A 16,520-nucleotide genomic window follows, 5' to 3' on the forward strand; every position below is an offset into this window, starting at 1 on the left:
GCGGGCGTCTCTGAGTCGTCGCCCCCCGTTTTCGCGGGCGAGTAGTCGCCGGGCCCGGCTTTCCGGCCTTCTGAGGCGGTTTCCCGCGTTTCGGTGTGCCGGATCATCCGGTCACGTCTGGATTTTGGGTTAATCATCGCCAATGAGGATTGCTTTGCACTCGACCACGGCTTGCGAATCCGCGTGCGAAGCAAGGGCACCGGCCCATGCGATGTCGCCGTGCGAATCCGGGTTGAGGTTGTTTCGTCCGGACGTGAACACCCACCGTTTCCCGGCGTAAGTCTTGTGGATGGAATAGTAGTCCTGGGCGATGTCGTCGTGCTCGATGTTCTCGGACGGGAAAAGCTTCTCAGCGGTGGAAAGCTGATTCATCAGTGCAAAGCCCATGTCGTGTTTCTTGGACGAGAAATTCACGCCCTCGAATTGATTCGGAAAGTTCTGCGCAGTCCGCCAGCACACTTGCCGCCCCAATCCGGTTTCATCCCCGGCACCCTGGACAGCGGAAAGCCCGCGAAGGAAAGTCCACAGAACCGTCTCGATAAAATCCCAATCATCCGTCCGACAGGTGAACAAGGCATCGAGCTTGAGCTGTTGCGTTTCCTTGCGGTCGATATACATGCAGCAAAGGTCACCCTCTCCGGACGCGGCCACGTCGAAGCCGAGACGGTAGCGTTGCGGGTTGTTAAGCACTTTGGGGAAGGTGCTTTTCGTGAACTCGGCAATCTTGTTCTGTCTGGCGGCTTCCGTTTCCTTTTTGAACGGGCCGAACAAGTCCAGGATCTGAAGTTTCTCCATGTGGATTCGTTCAATCGGGCGATCGACCCGGCATTGTTGAATCGCGGTCCAGGGCACAATCGCCGATGCCGATCCGGTCGGATTGCAATTGTAGGCTTGTTCGTAAATCTCCGGGAGCCGCGCCCGGTTCTTACAATCCTGGATGAATTGTTCCTTGGTGAGATTCTTGCCGCTGCGCTCGTTGATCTTATCCAACAAGCCCATATCAACCGCATCTTCCATCGTCACCTTGTAGTGACTCCATCCGCCTTTCCCGGCGTGAGCTTCGCGGGTGAATTGATAGAACAAAGTATCGGTCCCGTCGTGCGCAGACCATACCCCAATATCATATCCCCAAGTAATCCGACCTTGCGCGGTTTCCCACAGCTTTTCCGCCGCGCCGTGCTTGGCGAACTCATCCAATCCAACATCACCGCCGAAGACGGCCATGGCGTAAGGGTTCGCGGAAAAGGCAATGATGCGTGAGCCGTTATCAAACTTGATATAACCAAACTTTACTTCCTCCACGAATTTCTTCCCGGCGTCGTCCCTACCCTCGACGCGCATGGAATCCATACCGCTCGAAATGATAGAGCGCGTGAAGTCGAACAGCTCTGCGAACTTGCGGCACTGGTCTAAATACTCGATGGCGGATTGCTGGTCCTTCGTCGCGAATAGATAGTCGCGGTTTTTATGCCGTAGCCGCTTGCGCACGTTCTTGAAACCGTCGCAATACGTCCAGCCGATCCGGACCGACTTCTCCGCAAGTCGCATCGTCGAATCGTCTGCGATCCACTCAAGTTGATACGGCAGAAAATACCGCGCCAACTGAGCGTCGCTGTCGATCTTGATACCTGGGAGAATCGCCGTCATCCGTTCGATTTCTTGAGTCCGAAAAATTCGTCCATCTTCTCCAGGACTTTTGCGCGCTGCGCTTCCGGCGAGAGGGTTTCGTCGGAGTTGATCTTGCGGATCGCTTCCTCCGCGTCGCGCTGCCGTTTCTCTGCAGCTTCCAGCACGGCCATGCGCCGTTCGTCGATTTCGATCTTGCGATCGTTTTGGCGAGTTCTGCGCAGTTGCACAAAAGCCTTCGTATCCTTGCTGGCAATCGCTTCGTTCGTAAACACGAACTGTCCCAGATTCTCCAGTTCCTCCAGCGAGGTTTCCGGATTCTCGGCAAGCCGTTGTTGTTTCGCTTGATCCGCTGCCGCCGCCGCTGCCTCCCAGCGATACTTGCGATCCAACCAAGGATAGAAATCCGACAAGGCACCCAAGGACGAGGCAATGCCATAATCGCGCTGCAGCGCCACAAGGATTTCCTCGAAGGGAATCTGTTCGCCGCCGTCCTCCGGATTCCGCATCCGCCAAAGATCCTCCGCGAATTGCGGATCCTCGTAGGCGCGCTTTTTCAGCTTCGCGTCGTTCCTGGGCCTCTTGAAGTCGTCCATTCACTTGATGTTTTCGCGTGCAATTCCTTCCTTCGTGATGAACCAAAGCCGTTGCTCGGTTTCCTCATCGTCCTTGCTCCGGATGAAGGTTTCCCCGTGGTTGTATTCGATGCCGTCGCGGAGCATTTGAAGATCCACGCCACCGCCAACCAATTCATTCACGGCTTCTAACAACATGGATTCGGTTTTACCGTATCCAGGTGCGATCATCAGAGCTTCGCGGACCTTTTGCCGGACCCGGCCAATGGAAACTTTACTCATGGGGTGGGGTTGGTGTGCGTGGGTTGAACTTTGGTTTGCTGTGATGAGGTAAGCGCCTCAGCGACTTTCTCTAACTGCGCCGCAACATCTGAATTCACCTGCAATGCTGCGACCGCTTGACGGGTCTCATTAAGGGGAGTCCACATTTTCGTCCGCCCGTCGTAAGACGACTTTGCGACTTCCTCGATTTTCCTGATGAGTCGCACGTTCAGGTTTTCGACGCGCCGGTTGCTCTGCTTGTCCTGCTCACGCAGCAATGCCTGCGTTTCGCGGAATAAGCCTTCCATGCGAAGGAAGCTTGTGGCGGTCGATGTCTCCAGCGCGGTGAAGCGGATCTCTGCTTCCTTGCGCGGCATGAACTGTTCTTTCATCTCCACGCTGACATTCCGGGATTTCCCGGCTTGATAAGAAAGCGTGCCCACGCCAACGGAAAGGAACGTGCCAAGCGCGCCGATGATGATTGCCACGCCGCCCGGCGTAATGGATTCGGTCACCGCCAAATACGGCATCGCTAGTAGGATAAAGAAATGGAAAATCATGGGTTGGCTTTTCGTGCTTTGGGTTTAGCGGAATCACTGATGCGGGCGGCGACCATTCCGGAGACCTGGGCAGGCACTCCACCGCGCGGCTTGAGTTTTGAGATGTATTCGGCGAGCTCCGCGAGTTCGTCGCGGTTGAGTTGCGACACTGCCGCGTCCAGGTTGCTAGCCTCGCAAACCTGCTTATAAAGCGAGCGGCCACTCATAATACGGACCCCTTTTCCTTGTAGAGTTTTCGCAGCTGCGCCGTGGTCTTTCCGCCCATGTCGATTTGATAGTGCGGCTGGTCCACAATCGTTTTCCAGTTGCCGCCCCACTCCAGACCGCATTCTGCCGCGTTCATGGAGACAGCGCGGTGAACCTTGCTGGCCAGCTCTTGCTGCGCCGTGCTCCCATCGTCCAGGTAAGTTCCGCCAATGAACACGCCAGCATCCGCAGCGATTCCGAAGTTGTGCATGGAATAACCGCCGCGCGCTTTGGTAACGATTTCGCCGGGAGCGGTTCGGCCCTTTGCGAAAAGCGCGTCCTGCTCTTCCCATGTCCGGTTGCCACCGATGAAAATATAATCGCATCCCAGCGTCGCCGCAGTCGCCTTGGCCAAGCGAAGGAAGCGCATAAAGTCGGATTGCGCTTTTGGATCCAAAGTTTGAATGACAGACAATGAGCGATCATCGATTCCATCGACGCCTTTGATGGAAAGCTCCGGGTCAATATCTAAGCCCTTATTGAGGGCGCGCCACACGGCGTTTGCGGTCCTGGGTCCGAACTTACCGTCGTCATCCTCGCCGACAGCGCGTTGGATCTTGCGGGTTAGATCGATGAGGTCACTCATGATACGATCGTTGTTTGATTAAGGGCGGGACTTCTGCAGCCGGACCTAGTCTCTAGCCGCTCATCCCGAAATTTCCGGGGCTGATTATTTTCCGCTGTCCGCATCCACGACTTCGGCCTCAATTACGGCGTTTGCCGTAATCCCGCTTTTCGAACTGTAGCCAATGCTACCGTTAGGCGTGGTCAGTGTCGCGTCGATTGGGACGCTTTGGGAGCATGACGACAGGGCAACGCCAATCAACCCTGCCGCCACGCAAACCAACAGCGCAACAAGGGCGGACCCACCAGCCCCCGTCGTTGTTTCTCCCGAGTCGTCCGAATCATCATTCGAACTAGCCGGAAAAAGTTGCACTCGGTCACTCGTCATAAACCGAACGAGGATATTGAGCGCGCCTAGCGCGCCGACTGCCGTTTCCGGATTTGCCGCCAGCCATTCACGGACGCCGGGGACAAAAGCGCTCGTAATGGCGAGGACCTGGAGCCAAAAGGTTTTCGATTTAAGAATCGGCTTTGCCGTAGATGTTAAAACGGCGGTCGTAGTAGTTGAGGAATTTTGCATGGGTGCGTTTCTTGAACGCCCGCACCCTAACCATTCAAAACCCCGCTTGTCCTTCCGGCGGGGCTTAGATGCAGCAAATGCAGCTTTTTCCTCTCATGTCGCAGATGCAGCTATTTGACCCTTTTCTAAAATCTGCCTTTCTCGCATCGATTCACGCCAAAATCCCCGTAATTCCGGGGAAAATGCTATTCCGTGTCCACAGTGGACACGATTTGAAAAGGGTATCGCCTGACAGTGTCCACAGTGGACACACGCAGAAATCGACCGATTAAAAGCCTTCTGTAAAAGGGTATAAATGTGGATTTTCTCCGCAGTTAAACGCGTTTACCGATTTTCCGCACCCTTTCCGCAGCGTGTCCACTCTGGACACTTTATTCGAAATTGAATGATTGATAGTCGCCTCTTGAAATATCCTCTAGCTGCAAATCATAGATCAGTTTCATTAATTCTCCATGGAGACGAGAGTCGTAATGCGTCACGACATAATAGACGAGTCTGTCACCGTAGGAACGAAAGTCCCGAAGATCCTTTGTGTAGTTGTCATCGTGATCATAACTATATAGAGCATCTAAAGCAGATTCTTCAGCGGATGAGGCATTTGCAAATTTCTCTTTCGACTCGATAAAATCAATTTCAGCAGCAGCGGCCATTCCAGCCGTTACTTGCCTCTTTAGCTTTTCCTCTGCTTGCCTCATTTCCAGATCCGCGAGAAACCGCTCCTGCGTTTTTTTGAAGCACAATGTTGCGGCCCGGTATGCCAGCTCCCTAGGGTCTTGCTTTATAGTTTGTGCTAACTTAGATGATTCATTTTTCACCCTAGTTGTATCTGCTTTTTTGGGCTTGCGATCACTATTTGCAATAGTCGCGATAATCCAAAATAGCAATAAACTCGAAATAGATACAAGCAAGACAATAGGCAAGTTATTGGATTCTGATTTGGTTTTACTCACGATTCTATTCTGAAATGGCTGCACGAGTTCTAATCAGCTAAAAATGCTTTAGCGACACGCTCTAGGATACTTTCAAGTTTTTCGACGGTTTTTTCCAGCCGTTCTATTCTCTCCGATTCCGTCAGGTTCGCACTTTTCGCACTTTTGGTAGTGCGATATTCAACAAGTTGATCTTTGAGGGTAATGATCGGATTTTCCGTTTCCGCTTTGGATAGTTTTTCCCATGCCTTCTTAGAAATTGGGTATTGGCCAGAGCGGTAGCCGAAAAACATGCGTCTCGATATGCCGAGTTTCTCCGGCAAGTCCTCCAAGTTGCAGCCAAGCGCCAGTGCCAAAGAATCAGTTCTTTGGGAAAAGTGCGAGAAAGTGCGATTTTCTGGTTGCGTCAAAGTGCGAAAAGTGCGAACTAAGCGCATGTTCTCGGGCGACATGCTCCGCGACAAGCCCTGATTTGATCCTTCGCTTTTCTTAACTACCCACCCGAACCCATGCCTTTTGCCCCTTCGCCACACCGCAAGCTGCCACCCAGAGTAGCAGCCGCTCGGAAGCACTTTTTCTCTATGGGTTGGTCGTATCGATCTGCCGCCCCTCGTCTGGGGGTTTCATACCAGCATCTTTGTCATGTGCTTAACGGCGAGCGCGAATCGCGCCGGTTAGTTGCAGCGGTTCTCAACCTTCAATCCCGACCCAACTAATGAACGCCTTAGTGTTCCATCAATCGCTTGACGATCGCTTTGGTTTTTTGGGTTTCGAGCCTGAAAATCCTGAATCAAGCAACCTCGAATTACTTCAAGGCAAGGGCTACTCGACAAGGAGTGCCGCTAAATTGCTCGGAGTAGATCACACTCACTTGTTCCGCGTCCTGACTGGCAAACGCAGCAGCCATTCACTTTTAGCACGCATCGACACTCTGCCGGACCTTTCCCGCAAACCCTAACCCCCAAACCCACCATGGCCACCAAATCCAAAAACACGCCTTGCGCTTGCTGTGGCAGGCCGCTCCTGCCCGGAAAATCCAACCGCTTTTTCGATGCGGATCTCCAGGGCGAAGTCTGCGCCCGCACCTGCGGCGCTGCTCTGCGCTTTGCTGAGTTCGTGCTGTCCGCCGCGAATCTTCACGAATGCACCAAAGATCCAAAATTGAACCGCTGATCTACGATGCCCGCCATAGTTCCAAACCCCAAGCAAACCACGCTCTTCCTGCCGATTTCGAGCGACGCTGAATTCGTCGTCACCGTCCAGGTAAAAACCGCCGGGCTTGGAATGATTGATCCGCCAACCCGCCGCGCACCCAGCGCGGAAGAGTTACACCTAGCCGCCGAGCTGCTCCAGCGCCGCGTCTATCAGTTCCACCCGTCCACCGATTGAACGTGTCCACTGTGGACACACCTTCACCCGCTGAAAACTGAACACTGAAACCCCGCAAACTTTATGACCCCACCCAGCCAATGCGACTTGATCTTGGAAGCCTTGCAAAACGCGGACGGCGAGTGGGTTTCCATGCCAACCCTCGCCGCCGCCAGCCGCTCCCTAAATATCCATTCACGAATCGCAAATCTTCGCGATCGCGGATTCCAAATCGAGAACCGCACCGAACAGGAAAACCGGGCCGTGCATTCCTTTTACCGCCTCATCACACCCGCCACTCCATCAAACGCCACCCCATGAAAATCAACCAGCTCGTCAATCAATTGGTCGTTGCCCGCCGCCTGAAACTTAGCATCACAAGTTTAGCCATTCTGTCCTATCTCTATGAGAACAACGAACAGAAAGTCGGCGTCATTGCCGCCCATCTTGGGATTCACACCGCCGCTCTAACAGGCATGGCGGAGTCATTGGAAAATCTCGGTTTCGCCGTGCGGAAACACGGCAAGAGCGATCGCCGGACCGTGTGGCTTTCCATCACTTATTCCGGTTTCGCCGCCATGGAGGAAATCACCGAAGCAGGGAAAGCACAACTCGCGACCGCCTAAGTTATGGATGCCACAGAAACCACCGCCGTCTGGCAAGCTCTCACTCTGGCATCTCACAGCGTAGCGAATGCGATCTCACACGAATTCAAAAACCAACCCACCCAGGAAGACTTACGCAAAGCCCTTCAATTAGCCGATCAAGCCCGCGCTGGCCTTATCGCCATTCTCACCAAACCAACCGCCAACAATGAATTCTAATCCGCTCTGCATACATTGCCAGCACCACGCACTTGATCTGTTTGGCTATCACTTGTGTGTCCGGAGAAGTATCGAAAAGCTAGATTTAGTTAGCGGTCAGGTCCGCGTCATGGGCGTGCTCAATTGTAAGTCTGAGCGCTCTCGGTGGGATTTCGAGGTCCGCAGAAAATGCGGAAGGAAAGGCAAATTCTTTGTGCCGAAAACCAAACCAACCGCCAACAATGAATTTTAAGCGTCTTATCTCTAAAACGATCGGCTGGGCCATGCTCTACACAATGGGAGGCGGGATGCTTTGGCTGTATTTTAAAGACGGCATTCTGAAGGGGTTCGCTTTGCTCATTTTCGCTCTGATCCTTTTCGTTGTCGTCTTCGGCGCTGTAGCTCTCGCCGTCCGCCTCATCCTCGGCCCGTTCCGTTCATCAAAGGATAAATCTTCGCCTGAAAACTAAACTCGAAAAATCACCAAGTAACTAAAACGCCATGATCAAAACACGTAAAATCCGCCCTGAAGATAAACCGCCATTCCTTGCAGTGTGCGAATCATCCAATGGTCACTTATTGACCTTAGCCGTCACCGAACACAACAACGGAATCGAGCTAGTTGGAACCATCATCCATGGTTACAATTACGATGATCTAAAAGCCGGGGTAACTCGGTCATTCTTCCCTTATGGTGAGTGGGAAGTTTTAGTGTCAACGATAAGTCCTGGAGAAGCTGAGCCGGAAGAAAGGCGGTTCAACGCCTACCGCATCAACGACGACGTGATCGCCGCGCAAAACCGGGCAGAAGCGATCGAAGTTTGGAAGACAGGATACGGTGAAGAATGGGACAAAGACGAAGAAATCATCGTCCTGAGTTCAGAGGATAAATTGGTCGGACCGGATGGTGACGAATTGACCGTGGAGTTTGTTTTACCACGGACCACCGCTGCGGGCTTCCTCGGAACTTTCATTGAAGAGCTATTCGCCTGCTACGACGCACCCCTTGTAACGCCTGAAAACTGAACACTGAAAACCAGCAAACTAATACCAAAATGCAACCCATCAACCACCCCCTTTGCAACACCACGCTTGAACGTCCGGAAGGCTGGACGGAAGAGCAATGCAATCCGTTACCCGTCCGCCGTGGCGACGGGATCATGACGAGCTACTGGAAACCTAGTGAATACGAAATCGCCCTTCTGTCGTCGGGCGGGAGTATCGCACTTGCTGTCACAGGCGGGCATCCTCCGGTTATTCTCACAGCTGTTCCTGGTGGAGTCCGCGCCACTACAAAGGAAGCTGATTCCGCCGACCGAATCAACACGGTCACCGTGGCATGTGCGGACCAAATCGAGCTTGGCGGCATCAAAAGCCACGAACTGCCAATCGTCCTCGGCAAGCTCGCAGCGGTGCTTTCATCCCACACCGGCACCCCTTTGAAGGTCGTTTTGCACATGGTCGAAACTGCCGCCCGAAGATTATCAAATGCCATTCGCGAAGGTGCGAAAAAGTAACCCAATCCAAAACCAGCAAACAACTAAAACGCCATGTCATGCAACCCACCACAGACCGCGAGCTTATCGACTTCACACCAAGCGACTGGACCGTCGTTTGGCACCCCAAGAAAAACCTTTGGGAGCTTCATTTCCACAATCGCTGCCAGGATCGCAAAGCGGGGGAGGAAGGACGCAAAAACCTGCAAGCCAAGTGCGATCTATTCAATCGAACCGCTGCCAAACCACGCCGCCCTGTCGAGTGCGGAGCTGATGCCGTTGACCCGCACCGCTGGGTTTCCACCCTCCGCCCTGAAGGGCCGGAGCTTCCGGGAATCAACAGTCCTGCCGAGTGATTTGAAGTATCATGTTTCGGCGCGGTTAGATCGCCTCATTGACGCCGCCTCAGAATTCACCGGATTTTCGCGTGAGGATCTTTTATCCACTCGCCGCCCGGACCGGTTAGCGCGCACCCGCTGGGCCATCTGGTCCATTCTGCGCGCCGATGATTGGACGCTTCGAGAAATCGGGAACGCATTCAACCGGGACCACGGCGCGGTCATCCACGGCCTGCGCCGGGCCGCATTCATCGCCGGGCGGGAACCTCAGTTTGCCGCGCTCATGCGTCATTTAAAAATGACGATTCGCCAACCCCTCCGCGAAGCTCAAACCGCCACCCTTTGACCTATGCCACCCAAAGCAAATTCTGAAGAGCTGCAAGGGCAAACGCACCTCGTTCGCGCCGTCGCTGCAACGCTGGAAATCAAAGTCCCTAATGCGAAGGAAATTCGCTTCCGGGCGGCATTGCTGCGCAAGGCAGTTTCCGAACTCTCCCAGGTAAAGCCTAGCCTGCTGATCCGGCTCTATGAATCGGCATGCAAGGTCGATTTCCCGGACCCTGAAATCATCGCGTTCCGTGAAGCCTGCCAAACTCATCTTGGCCGTCACCTGGAACTTTCCGCACACCGCCAAACACAAAGCCAACCATGAGTGAAATTCTCGATAATCTAACATTCTGGCTCATCGCCGCCGTCGCATTGGGCACGGGTTCATTCATCACCATGATTGTATTCCGCTTCCACATCATCCCGGAACGCTACGTCGCACGTCATGCAGGCGACGCACCCACCATCGCGCTACCCATCGCCGTAGAGTCGCCCCTGGATCAACAGCCCATCCGCCGCCGCAATGACGCACCAGTCATCACTCTATCAATCGCCGCCGCACCGCCGCTGCCGGACAACGGCCTCCGCCGCGTTCACAGCTCAAACCAATCAAGTCACGATGCCAACCACTGAAAAAGAAATCGCCTCCAAAGTGGCGGAAGTTATCAAGCACGTTTCCGCTAGTTATGGCGTGGATCCAAAGGACGTTTTTCAGGGTGGCAGGAAAGGCCAGCTAGTCCGTCATGCGCGGATCGCCACTTGGCATTGTCTTGTCGTTGCTGGCGTCCCCACATGGCAAATCTCCCTCGCATTCCGATGCAGCAATCAGGGGAATGTTTCCAGCTCAATTAGCATCGGGAGGCAACTTTTGAAGTGTAACCCACAATATCAAATTGCCACGGCACGTTATATCAAACCGGCGGCGACTTCACCCGCTCATTGACCCATTGTTTTCCTTCCATTCATTCCATGTCAAAGACTCTAACCAAACCCAAATCTGCAACCACGCGGAAGGTAAAACAGCCGCCGGTGATTCAAGAAATCATCACAATTTCCCATGACCTACGCGAACACCTCCGCAAGTCATGTTTCGATGCGGTCCGCATCGGCGCGCGCTTGCTCGTTCTTCACAAACTAACCGGTGAAAATGAGACGCCCGGCGGATTCCGCGCAGCACTGGACGCACTGGAAGGTGAAGCGATACCGCGCAGCACCGCTTACCGTTGGATCAATGCTGCCGCCGCGTTGCTAGGTAAACATTTCGAGGCGGATGAGTTAGCAGAAATTGAACTTCCCGAACCCGGAAGCCCGGCCTGGATCAAATTAGAATCCTCCATGGAAATCGCGTGCCGTGGAATGTCCGTTCGCAGGCTCACCATTGGTAGCGCAACCAACGGCGACGAAGCGCGGCTGGATAAACTTATTACCAGCGCCGAAGACGGCGACAGCGACGCCGAAGCTATGTTGGAAAAAGTCGCCAGCGGAGAACTAACACTTGTGCAAGCAATCCGCGCCAACGCGGGCCGCAAAACAACCAAGGGGAAGAACCGCAAAGATCCGATCTATTTAGATATAGATGGCAGAACGGGCGAGCCGCGCGGCCTGTTCTGCAAATCGCTTATCACACTGAGCAACACATTCAACCGGTGGGACAGCATCGACGAAATCGCCCGCGAAAAAGCCCGATCCGCCTGGAAGTCCCTGGTCGCTCAATTGCCGAAAGATTTGAGATAATAAAACTGAAAATATCATGGACCCTATATCACCAAATCAAGAATCAACCGACGCCCCACAATGGGCAGTTATCGAACTGATGGGCCACGTTCGTTACGGCGGACTTGTCAGCAAAGATAATCAATTCGGAACCGCTTTACTTAGAGTCGAGGTTCCTCAGCACGACGGGAGTTTTGTTTCTCAACTCGTCAATCCGTCAAGCCTCTATCGGGTGACGATCTGTTCTGAAGACATTGCACGTCAAGCGGCATTGGCTGGCAACTTTACCCCTTTGAATGCCTGGGACGTCCGGCACCTGCTGCCGAAATCCATGCAGCCAGACTTAGGCTACTAAAAGTCAAAATCTACCAATCATGAAGAGACGCACCGTCAAAATTACCCGCCAGCTCACGATGGCGAAATCAATCGTTGTCGAAATCCCCGAAGGCATCAGCAACGACGAGCTAAAATCCTGCCTCTACGACCGATGCCAAACCTACGACGAGCTGGAAACGGAAACAAGTGTCCACGACATGAACGAAGAGAATGAACAAATCGAAGTCGAGGACACAAAGGAACCGGCTTCCGTCGGCTTTCGGGTGACAGATCCCGATTGGTTCGAAGCTATGAGGGAGGACGAAATCGTCAGTTAAACGCAATGAATTCCATTCCAACCCGCATCGTCACGATTACCGCTGCCCGCACTTATGTTGCGCAGCACACCATCGAGATTCCGGATTTCTGCCGAAACGATCGGTTGCGCGGTATCGTCGCGAACGGGGGAGCGACCGCCCGCTTGCTTTCGGAGCGGATGGTTTTTGGCCGCATCATCGGCACCGGCCTTGCGCAATGTTTGGTTTCCGACTCCGACGCCAGTCCCGCCGATTTCCCCCTCTCTGATCTCGCCGCCCATCTCCGCAAGGACGGCTTCAAGTTCTGACTGACCGAATTAACCCTGCCAATCCAATGAAGCTGACACTCGAAGCACCAATCAAACCCGCTATCCGATACCGGAAAATCTACGTCGCCAGTTCGTGGCGCAATCCACACCAAGCAGCCGTCGTCGAAGCCCTTCAAAAGGCTGGCCACTTGGTCTATGATTTCAAGAACCCCCGACCGGGCAATACTGGATTCTCATGGTCGGAGATTGATCCGAACTGGCTCAACTGGACCGCTGACGAATACGTCGCCGCTCTCGATCATCCGATCGCCAAGGCGGGTTTCGCTTCGGATATGAACGCCATGAAGTGGGCGGACACGTTCCTCTTGGTTCTGCCGTGCGGTCGATCCGCGCACCTTGAACTCGGCTGGGCGGCGGGAGCGGGCAAGCAAACGCTGGTGCTCACCTGCGACGGACAGGAGCCGGAACTGATGGCGAAGATGTGCGACCACATCTGCACCTCTCTCCAGCAAGCCATGGACATTCTCGCCGGATGAGGAAATCGAACCACTGATTCAACAACGCCTTTCGTTTATGTCGCCCATGCCGAAAAAAATCAAAACGTCGCCGCAAAAGTTCTTTCACGCTGTCATGCCGCGATGAGTCCCGAACCTGCTTCGTAATCAATGGTAAGATTTTGGACGAGTTCGCCGACCAAATCGCAAAGCCGTTCCTTGAGTTGCGGAAGGATGAAGCACGCGCCGAAAAGACAAAGCCGCATCAACTCATTATCCGGATCAACTTTCCTTAAATCCTCCACTCATGACCAACTTTCTTGATGGCCCCGCCGCCGGGCAAGTTCTGATGCTCTCACGCGCGCCGCGCTTCCTGCGCGTGGTCCAGTGCGGCTTGAAGTTTGATGCGTTGGATAGCGTCCACGACACACCGCGCGAAAACGAAAAAATCCATGTCTATCAACTCGTCGGCCAACCTGGAGGAATATTCATTTCCGCACGGGGCGGACGCGGCGGCGCCGCCACGGTGGCGACCTATAAATTGACCAGCCATCAACCGGAGGATGAGGAAGTGCGGGGGACCGATGATTGGAGAGACTGGACCGAATTAAACATCCACCTGTTGGAAGAATGAGCCATTACTTGCATTTTGGGAAACGGACCACGGGACGCCCACCCGTGGCGGATCTAACGGCGGAGGATCTACGCCAAATCCAGGCCGAGTATCTGCAGACGAACCACTCGAAAAAGGAAGGTTCCGTTCAGCTCGCTTGGGTTCGGTTTTGCGAGGCAAACGCGGAGCGCTTCGGCCATCTGGTCGCGGACCACATGCCAGCCACTACGATTCCAACTGCAGTTCGCGAAGCATGCCGGAAGCGCAAAGCGATCATCGGCGCGGCCCGTGGCGGCGCGGCCCGCCAACGCCACGAAGGCGCATACGTTCCCGGCACGATGCGGAGGCATTCTGAAATGTCCCGCCGCCTTTGGGCAGGGGAACGCGCCAGCGTCGACGATGCCACGCGGAACGTCGCTTGCTGGATTCCGTGGCCATGGGGCGGTTGCCCTTGTTCCGATAAATTCGGCGTGCGCCTGGGCCGCTGGCAAACGCTCATCGTTCACGACGATGCCACGTCCTTTGTTCCGTTCGTGTCGTCCGTGTTCCGCTGGCATCAATCCTACCGGGCCACGGACGCCGCGTCCGTGATTTATCGCGCCGAACGCGACGTGGTCCAGTTCGACCATTGGGCAATCGAGGGCGGCGTCTGGCAGGCCAAACGAACCTTGGCCGTCCTGGGCGGTCGCTTCATCTCCGCGAAAGGACGCCCGAACCAAAAGCTGGTCGAAAACTACATTGGCCGGTTGTGGGGCATCATGGCCGGGCAGGCGGGCGACGTGGGACGCCACCAAGCCGAAATAAAACGCAATTCCGATCTCTACGTCCAGGCGCGCAAAGGCAGCGTGGATCCACGAAAACATTTCCTCAGTCTCACCCAGGGTCAAGAAGCTCTCTATGCTGCTATGGATTACTTGGCGGAGAAGCGGATCAAATCCGCGACGTATGGCACATGGGTTCCAAAAGAGCGGTGGGAAATGGACTTGTTGGAAGCCCCACGCCAGCCCCGTTCCGCTGAAGATGATTTCCTGATTCTCCCGGTCGCAAAAACTCACGTCGTCCGGCGGGGCATGGTGAAAACGACGGAGGAAGGCCCGCTGTCGATGCCGATGGAGTGGAGTTTTGCTGCGGATTGGCTCTGGGAATACGAAGGCCGAAAAGTGACGATCTATTTTGACCCGCTGGCCGAATGGCCGGTGAAAGCAACTCTCACACTGAAGGATTCCCGGAAGCCGATCGGGCAGATTGAATGCATCAACTCATGGGGCGAGTCGAAAGACCGCGCGGCGGAAATGGTGCGCAGTATCCGCCAAACCATGATGACGGAAACGCGAGTCCTCGCCACCAAGGCGACCGAACGGACACTCCGCCACGGAACCGGCGTGATTGTTTCCACCTCGAACGGACAGCCCGCCAGCCCTGCCGTTGCTGATGCTTCGCAACCCGCCATCGAGCGCCCCGCGTCGATCGAAATTCCTCTTCGCGATGCCGTCGCGACGCCAGCGCGTGCCACGGATCGAGACCTTGCGAAATCCCTTTCCCGCCGCGCCGCGTTGGCGCGTGAAAGCTCCCTTCATTCCTAACCCACCACCAAAAAGACCATGACAGCAGACCAACTATTGAACCACCCGACCGTCCAAACGCTGATCGCGATTCAAAACGAACTCGCCTTGAAGGATATTCCCTTCGGAAATCATCTGAGATTCGACATGCACGGGAAGAATTGGGGAAAGATCCTCAAGAAAACCTACACAGGCAATTTCTCGAACGCACTGGCCGTGCTTTCCGCCGCGCTGGATCAATACCAGAACCCAGGAACCGGCGAAGTGGACAACGGGTGCGTGGTCCTGGATCAAGTGCGGCAGGCGCTCGATGCGGTCGATATTGCGCGCGCGTCCGAAGACGAGCACCGGCTTGTCGTGATTTCCGGGGTGCGTGGCAGCGGGAAGTCAAAAACGCTGTCGCTGATCCACGCGAAGCACAAGGGGCACATGGTGAACGCGATGCCGTCCTGGGCGGGCGGATACCTGAACTTTCTCAACCGATTTGCCGAAGGCATCGGCCTTGAAGCGTCGCGGTCCGCTGGCGAAGCGGAAAAGGTCATTATTTCGCACCTTTCCATTGGTTCCGGCGTCATCTGCATTGACGAGTTCAACCACTTCAGCGCCGCCGCCATCAACTTCCTCAAGTCCGTGATGAACCAGACTCGGTGGGTCATCGTGACGGCTACGGTTCCGCATCACTTGTCGCGTATGGCGAGCGATCGCTCGACCGCGCAAGAATCGGTGCAATTCCTTCGCCGCGCCGTCGCCATCATCCACATTCCCACGGTTTCCGCGCGCGCCGTGGAGCTGCTTCAGCGCGCCTTTTATCCGGATTTGATTGTCGCCTCTCATTCGGCAGCGATCGCACAATCCGCGAATCGATTTCATCGGCTCGATTCCGCCTGCCAGATTTTGGCGGACGCGGAGAACGCCGAAGATATTCCCGCCGCGATCGCTCGTCATGAGCGATCCGCAAAAACCAACCTCAAACACGGCGAACAATAAGCGATGAGCAGTGACGACGAAAAAGCGACCTGGGTTGTTCCGGCTAAGACGGTGGCCCTTGGTGACGGAACATTCCTAATCAAGCCAGGCAAGCCCGTGCTGCGCGCGCGCGCAACCGTCGTTGCGAATATGACGGGGATTTCGCTGCGCACGCTCTGCGCTCTCGCAGACTGCGGTCTGATCCGCCGCGTCAGTCCCTCGCCTCGCAATCCTCTGTATTACCCAGGCGAGGTAGAGGCCCTTTTGGCTCGTACTGAGGCGGAGCCGGATTTCTGGAATGATGTTAGGTCAAAAGCGTTCCTGACCGGAACCCGCCTTGATGAAGCCGAACCGGAAGAGCATTGACGTTGACCCGTTTCTCCCCGTTCAAGACAACCCTTTTCCGGAGCACTCACGGAAAGGGGTTTCTTTTTACCCTGAATGCCCGCCGTTTCAGGGATTTTCAGGCTTTCCACCCTTTTTCAGGCTTTCCTTTCCTCGTGCGAGCACAGATGATCAGCGAGGAGGCAGACGGGACCATGATGGATGACTTTACTTGCTCTTAACCATCAAGCAGAGGTCCCAAAAAACTATGGCT

At 54.8% G+C, this 16,520-nt stretch carries 32 protein-coding genes; 22 read left to right on the top strand and 10 right to left on the bottom strand.

The genetic code is table 11. From position 1 onward, the window contains the following. Nucleotides 1-129: 129 nt before the first annotated feature. From JIN85_RS16905 to JIN85_RS16945, 9 genes are all read right to left on the bottom strand, one after another. A complete protein-coding gene (locus JIN85_RS16905; RefSeq protein ID WP_200272993.1) occupies nt 130-1,647 on the bottom strand; it encodes a terminase large subunit domain-containing protein in 1,518 nt (505 codons plus the stop codon). Next, on the bottom strand, nt 1,644-2,222 hold the full coding sequence (locus JIN85_RS16910; RefSeq protein WP_200272995.1) for a hypothetical protein: 579 nt from the start codon (nt 2,220-2,222) through the stop codon (nt 1,644-1,646). The genes JIN85_RS16905 and JIN85_RS16910 overlap by 4 nt, the downstream gene beginning before the upstream one ends. Continuing rightward, a complete protein-coding gene (locus JIN85_RS16915; protein ID WP_200272997.1) occupies nt 2,223-2,483 on the bottom strand; it encodes a hypothetical protein in 261 nt (86 codons plus the stop codon). It abuts the gene before it with no gap. Further along, a complete protein-coding gene (locus JIN85_RS16920) occupies nt 2,480-3,022 on the bottom strand; it encodes a hypothetical protein (RefSeq protein WP_200272999.1) in 543 nt (180 codons plus the stop codon). The genes JIN85_RS16915 and JIN85_RS16920 overlap by 4 nt, the downstream gene beginning before the upstream one ends. Beyond that, nucleotides 3,019-3,228 (bottom strand): hypothetical protein, encoded by a 210-nt coding sequence (locus tag JIN85_RS16925; RefSeq protein ID WP_200273001.1) that lies wholly within the window; start codon nt 3,226-3,228, stop codon nt 3,019-3,021. Before JIN85_RS16925 ends, JIN85_RS16920 begins: the two co-directional genes overlap by 4 nt. After that, a complete protein-coding gene (locus tag JIN85_RS16930; RefSeq protein WP_200273003.1) occupies nt 3,225-3,854 on the bottom strand; it encodes a M15 family metallopeptidase in 630 nt (209 codons plus the stop codon). Before JIN85_RS16930 ends, JIN85_RS16925 begins: the two co-directional genes overlap by 4 nt. Before the next feature lie 84 nt (nt 3,855-3,938). Next, nucleotides 3,939-4,412 carry a hypothetical protein gene (locus tag JIN85_RS16935; protein WP_200273005.1) on the bottom strand — a complete coding sequence of 158 codons (474 nt, stop codon included), beginning with the start codon at nt 4,410-4,412 and terminating at the stop codon, nt 3,939-3,941. Between the two features lie 371 nt (nt 4,413-4,783). Then, nucleotides 4,784-5,362: a hypothetical protein gene (locus tag JIN85_RS16940; RefSeq protein WP_200273007.1), complete on the bottom strand. Its 579-nt coding sequence runs from the start codon at nt 5,360-5,362 to the stop codon at nt 4,784-4,786. 29 nt (nt 5,363-5,391) lie between these two features. After that, nucleotides 5,392-5,793 carry a hypothetical protein gene (locus JIN85_RS16945; protein WP_200273009.1) on the bottom strand — a complete coding sequence of 134 codons (402 nt, stop codon included), beginning with the start codon at nt 5,791-5,793 and terminating at the stop codon, nt 5,392-5,394. 263 nt (nt 5,794-6,056) lie between these two features. Here JIN85_RS16945 and JIN85_RS16950 point away from each other — a divergent pair, with 263 nt between their 5' ends. The 18 genes from JIN85_RS16950 to JIN85_RS17035 all read left to right on the top strand — a co-directional run bounded on the left by JIN85_RS16950 (nt 6,057) and on the right by JIN85_RS17035 (nt 12,823). Beyond that, nucleotides 6,057-6,299 (top strand): hypothetical protein, encoded by a 243-nt coding sequence (locus tag JIN85_RS16950; protein WP_200273011.1) that lies wholly within the window; start codon nt 6,057-6,059, stop codon nt 6,297-6,299. A gap of 14 nt (nt 6,300-6,313) precedes the next feature. Beyond that, the gene (locus tag JIN85_RS16955) at nt 6,314-6,514 is read left to right on the top strand and encodes a hypothetical protein (RefSeq protein WP_200273013.1); all 201 of its coding nucleotides are present in this window, start codon (nt 6,314-6,316) and stop codon (nt 6,512-6,514) included. 6 nt (nt 6,515-6,520) lie between these two features. After that, a complete protein-coding gene (locus JIN85_RS16960; RefSeq protein WP_200273015.1) occupies nt 6,521-6,730 on the top strand; it encodes a hypothetical protein in 210 nt (69 codons plus the stop codon). A 63-nt stretch (nt 6,731-6,793) separates the two neighbouring features. Further along, nucleotides 6,794-7,030: a helix-turn-helix domain-containing protein gene (locus tag JIN85_RS16965; RefSeq protein ID WP_200273017.1), complete on the top strand. Its 237-nt coding sequence runs from the start codon at nt 6,794-6,796 to the stop codon at nt 7,028-7,030. Beyond that, on the top strand, nt 7,027-7,335 hold the full coding sequence (locus JIN85_RS16970) for a MarR family transcriptional regulator (RefSeq protein ID WP_200273019.1): 309 nt from the start codon (nt 7,027-7,029) through the stop codon (nt 7,333-7,335). Before JIN85_RS16965 ends, JIN85_RS16970 begins: the two co-directional genes overlap by 4 nt. Before the next feature lie 3 nt (nt 7,336-7,338). After that, the gene (locus JIN85_RS16975; protein ID WP_200273021.1) at nt 7,339-7,533 is read left to right on the top strand and encodes a hypothetical protein; all 195 of its coding nucleotides are present in this window, start codon (nt 7,339-7,341) and stop codon (nt 7,531-7,533) included. A gap of 263 nt (nt 7,534-7,796) precedes the next feature. Next, a complete protein-coding gene (locus tag JIN85_RS16980; RefSeq protein WP_200273023.1) occupies nt 7,797-7,982 on the top strand; it encodes a hypothetical protein in 186 nt (61 codons plus the stop codon). A 31-nt stretch (nt 7,983-8,013) separates the two neighbouring features. Continuing rightward, complete coding sequence (locus tag JIN85_RS16985; RefSeq protein ID WP_200273025.1) at nt 8,014-8,538, top strand: hypothetical protein; 525 nt, start codon at nt 8,014-8,016, stop codon at nt 8,536-8,538. 29 nt (nt 8,539-8,567) lie between these two features. Continuing rightward, the gene (locus JIN85_RS16990) at nt 8,568-9,029 is read left to right on the top strand and encodes a hypothetical protein (RefSeq protein WP_200273027.1); all 462 of its coding nucleotides are present in this window, start codon (nt 8,568-8,570) and stop codon (nt 9,027-9,029) included. A gap of 38 nt (nt 9,030-9,067) precedes the next feature. After that, on the top strand, nt 9,068-9,364 hold the full coding sequence (locus tag JIN85_RS16995; RefSeq protein ID WP_200273029.1) for a hypothetical protein: 297 nt from the start codon (nt 9,068-9,070) through the stop codon (nt 9,362-9,364). A 1-nt stretch (nt 9,365) separates the two neighbouring features. After that, nucleotides 9,366-9,692, top strand: coding sequence for a helix-turn-helix domain-containing protein (locus JIN85_RS17000; RefSeq protein ID WP_200273031.1), 327 nt, complete (start codon nt 9,366-9,368; stop codon nt 9,690-9,692). 3 nt (nt 9,693-9,695) lie between these two features. After that, a complete protein-coding gene (locus JIN85_RS17005; protein ID WP_200273033.1) occupies nt 9,696-9,998 on the top strand; it encodes a hypothetical protein in 303 nt (100 codons plus the stop codon). Then, a complete protein-coding gene (locus JIN85_RS17010; RefSeq protein ID WP_200273035.1) occupies nt 9,995-10,306 on the top strand; it encodes a hypothetical protein in 312 nt (103 codons plus the stop codon). The genes JIN85_RS17005 and JIN85_RS17010 overlap by 4 nt, the downstream gene beginning before the upstream one ends. Nucleotides 10,307-10,702: 396 nt before the next feature. After that, nucleotides 10,703-11,407, top strand: coding sequence for a hypothetical protein (locus JIN85_RS17015; protein WP_200273037.1), 705 nt, complete (start codon nt 10,703-10,705; stop codon nt 11,405-11,407). Nucleotides 11,408-11,423: 16 nt separating this feature from the next. Further along, complete coding sequence (locus tag JIN85_RS17020) at nt 11,424-11,741, top strand: hypothetical protein (RefSeq protein ID WP_200273039.1); 318 nt, start codon at nt 11,424-11,426, stop codon at nt 11,739-11,741. A 19-nt stretch (nt 11,742-11,760) separates the two neighbouring features. Continuing rightward, nucleotides 11,761-12,039, top strand: a complete 279-nt coding sequence (locus JIN85_RS17025) for a hypothetical protein (protein ID WP_200273041.1) — start codon at nt 11,761-11,763, stop codon at nt 12,037-12,039. 5 nt (nt 12,040-12,044) lie between these two features. Next, the gene (locus JIN85_RS17030) at nt 12,045-12,326 is read left to right on the top strand and encodes a hypothetical protein (protein ID WP_200273044.1); all 282 of its coding nucleotides are present in this window, start codon (nt 12,045-12,047) and stop codon (nt 12,324-12,326) included. 26 nt (nt 12,327-12,352) lie between these two features. Next, a complete protein-coding gene (locus tag JIN85_RS17035; protein ID WP_200273046.1) occupies nt 12,353-12,823 on the top strand; it encodes a hypothetical protein in 471 nt (156 codons plus the stop codon). A gap of 92 nt (nt 12,824-12,915) precedes the next feature. Here JIN85_RS17035 and JIN85_RS21695 read toward each other — a convergent pair whose 3' ends face one another. Continuing rightward, entirely contained in the window at nt 12,916-13,047 is a 132-nt protein-coding gene (locus JIN85_RS21695) for a hypothetical protein (protein WP_267906684.1), read from the bottom strand. 41 nt (nt 13,048-13,088) lie between these two features. On the opposite strand from JIN85_RS21695, the gene JIN85_RS17040 reads away from it, so the two are divergent. Genes JIN85_RS17040 through JIN85_RS17055 form a run of 4 tightly spaced genes read left to right on the top strand, consistent with a single transcriptional unit; the run spans nt 13,089 to nt 16,288 of the window. Next, entirely contained in the window at nt 13,089-13,415 is a 327-nt protein-coding gene (locus JIN85_RS17040) for a hypothetical protein (protein WP_200273048.1), read from the top strand. Beyond that, nucleotides 13,412-14,977, top strand: a complete 1,566-nt coding sequence (locus JIN85_RS17045) for a hypothetical protein (RefSeq protein ID WP_200273050.1) — start codon at nt 13,412-13,414, stop codon at nt 14,975-14,977. The genes JIN85_RS17040 and JIN85_RS17045 overlap by 4 nt, the downstream gene beginning before the upstream one ends. A gap of 18 nt (nt 14,978-14,995) precedes the next feature. Then, the gene (locus JIN85_RS17050) at nt 14,996-15,943 is read left to right on the top strand and encodes an AAA family ATPase (RefSeq protein WP_200273052.1); all 948 of its coding nucleotides are present in this window, start codon (nt 14,996-14,998) and stop codon (nt 15,941-15,943) included. Nucleotides 15,944-15,946: 3 nt separating this feature from the next. Further along, nucleotides 15,947-16,288 (top strand): hypothetical protein, encoded by a 342-nt coding sequence (locus JIN85_RS17055; protein WP_200273054.1) that lies wholly within the window; start codon nt 15,947-15,949, stop codon nt 16,286-16,288. The last annotated feature ends 232 nt before the right edge of the window (nt 16,289-16,520 follow it).

The sequence above is a fragment of the Luteolibacter pohnpeiensis genome, assembly GCF_016595435.1.
In the GTDB taxonomy this organism is placed as follows: domain Bacteria; phylum Verrucomicrobiota; class Verrucomicrobiia; order Verrucomicrobiales; family Akkermansiaceae; genus Luteolibacter; species Luteolibacter pohnpeiensis.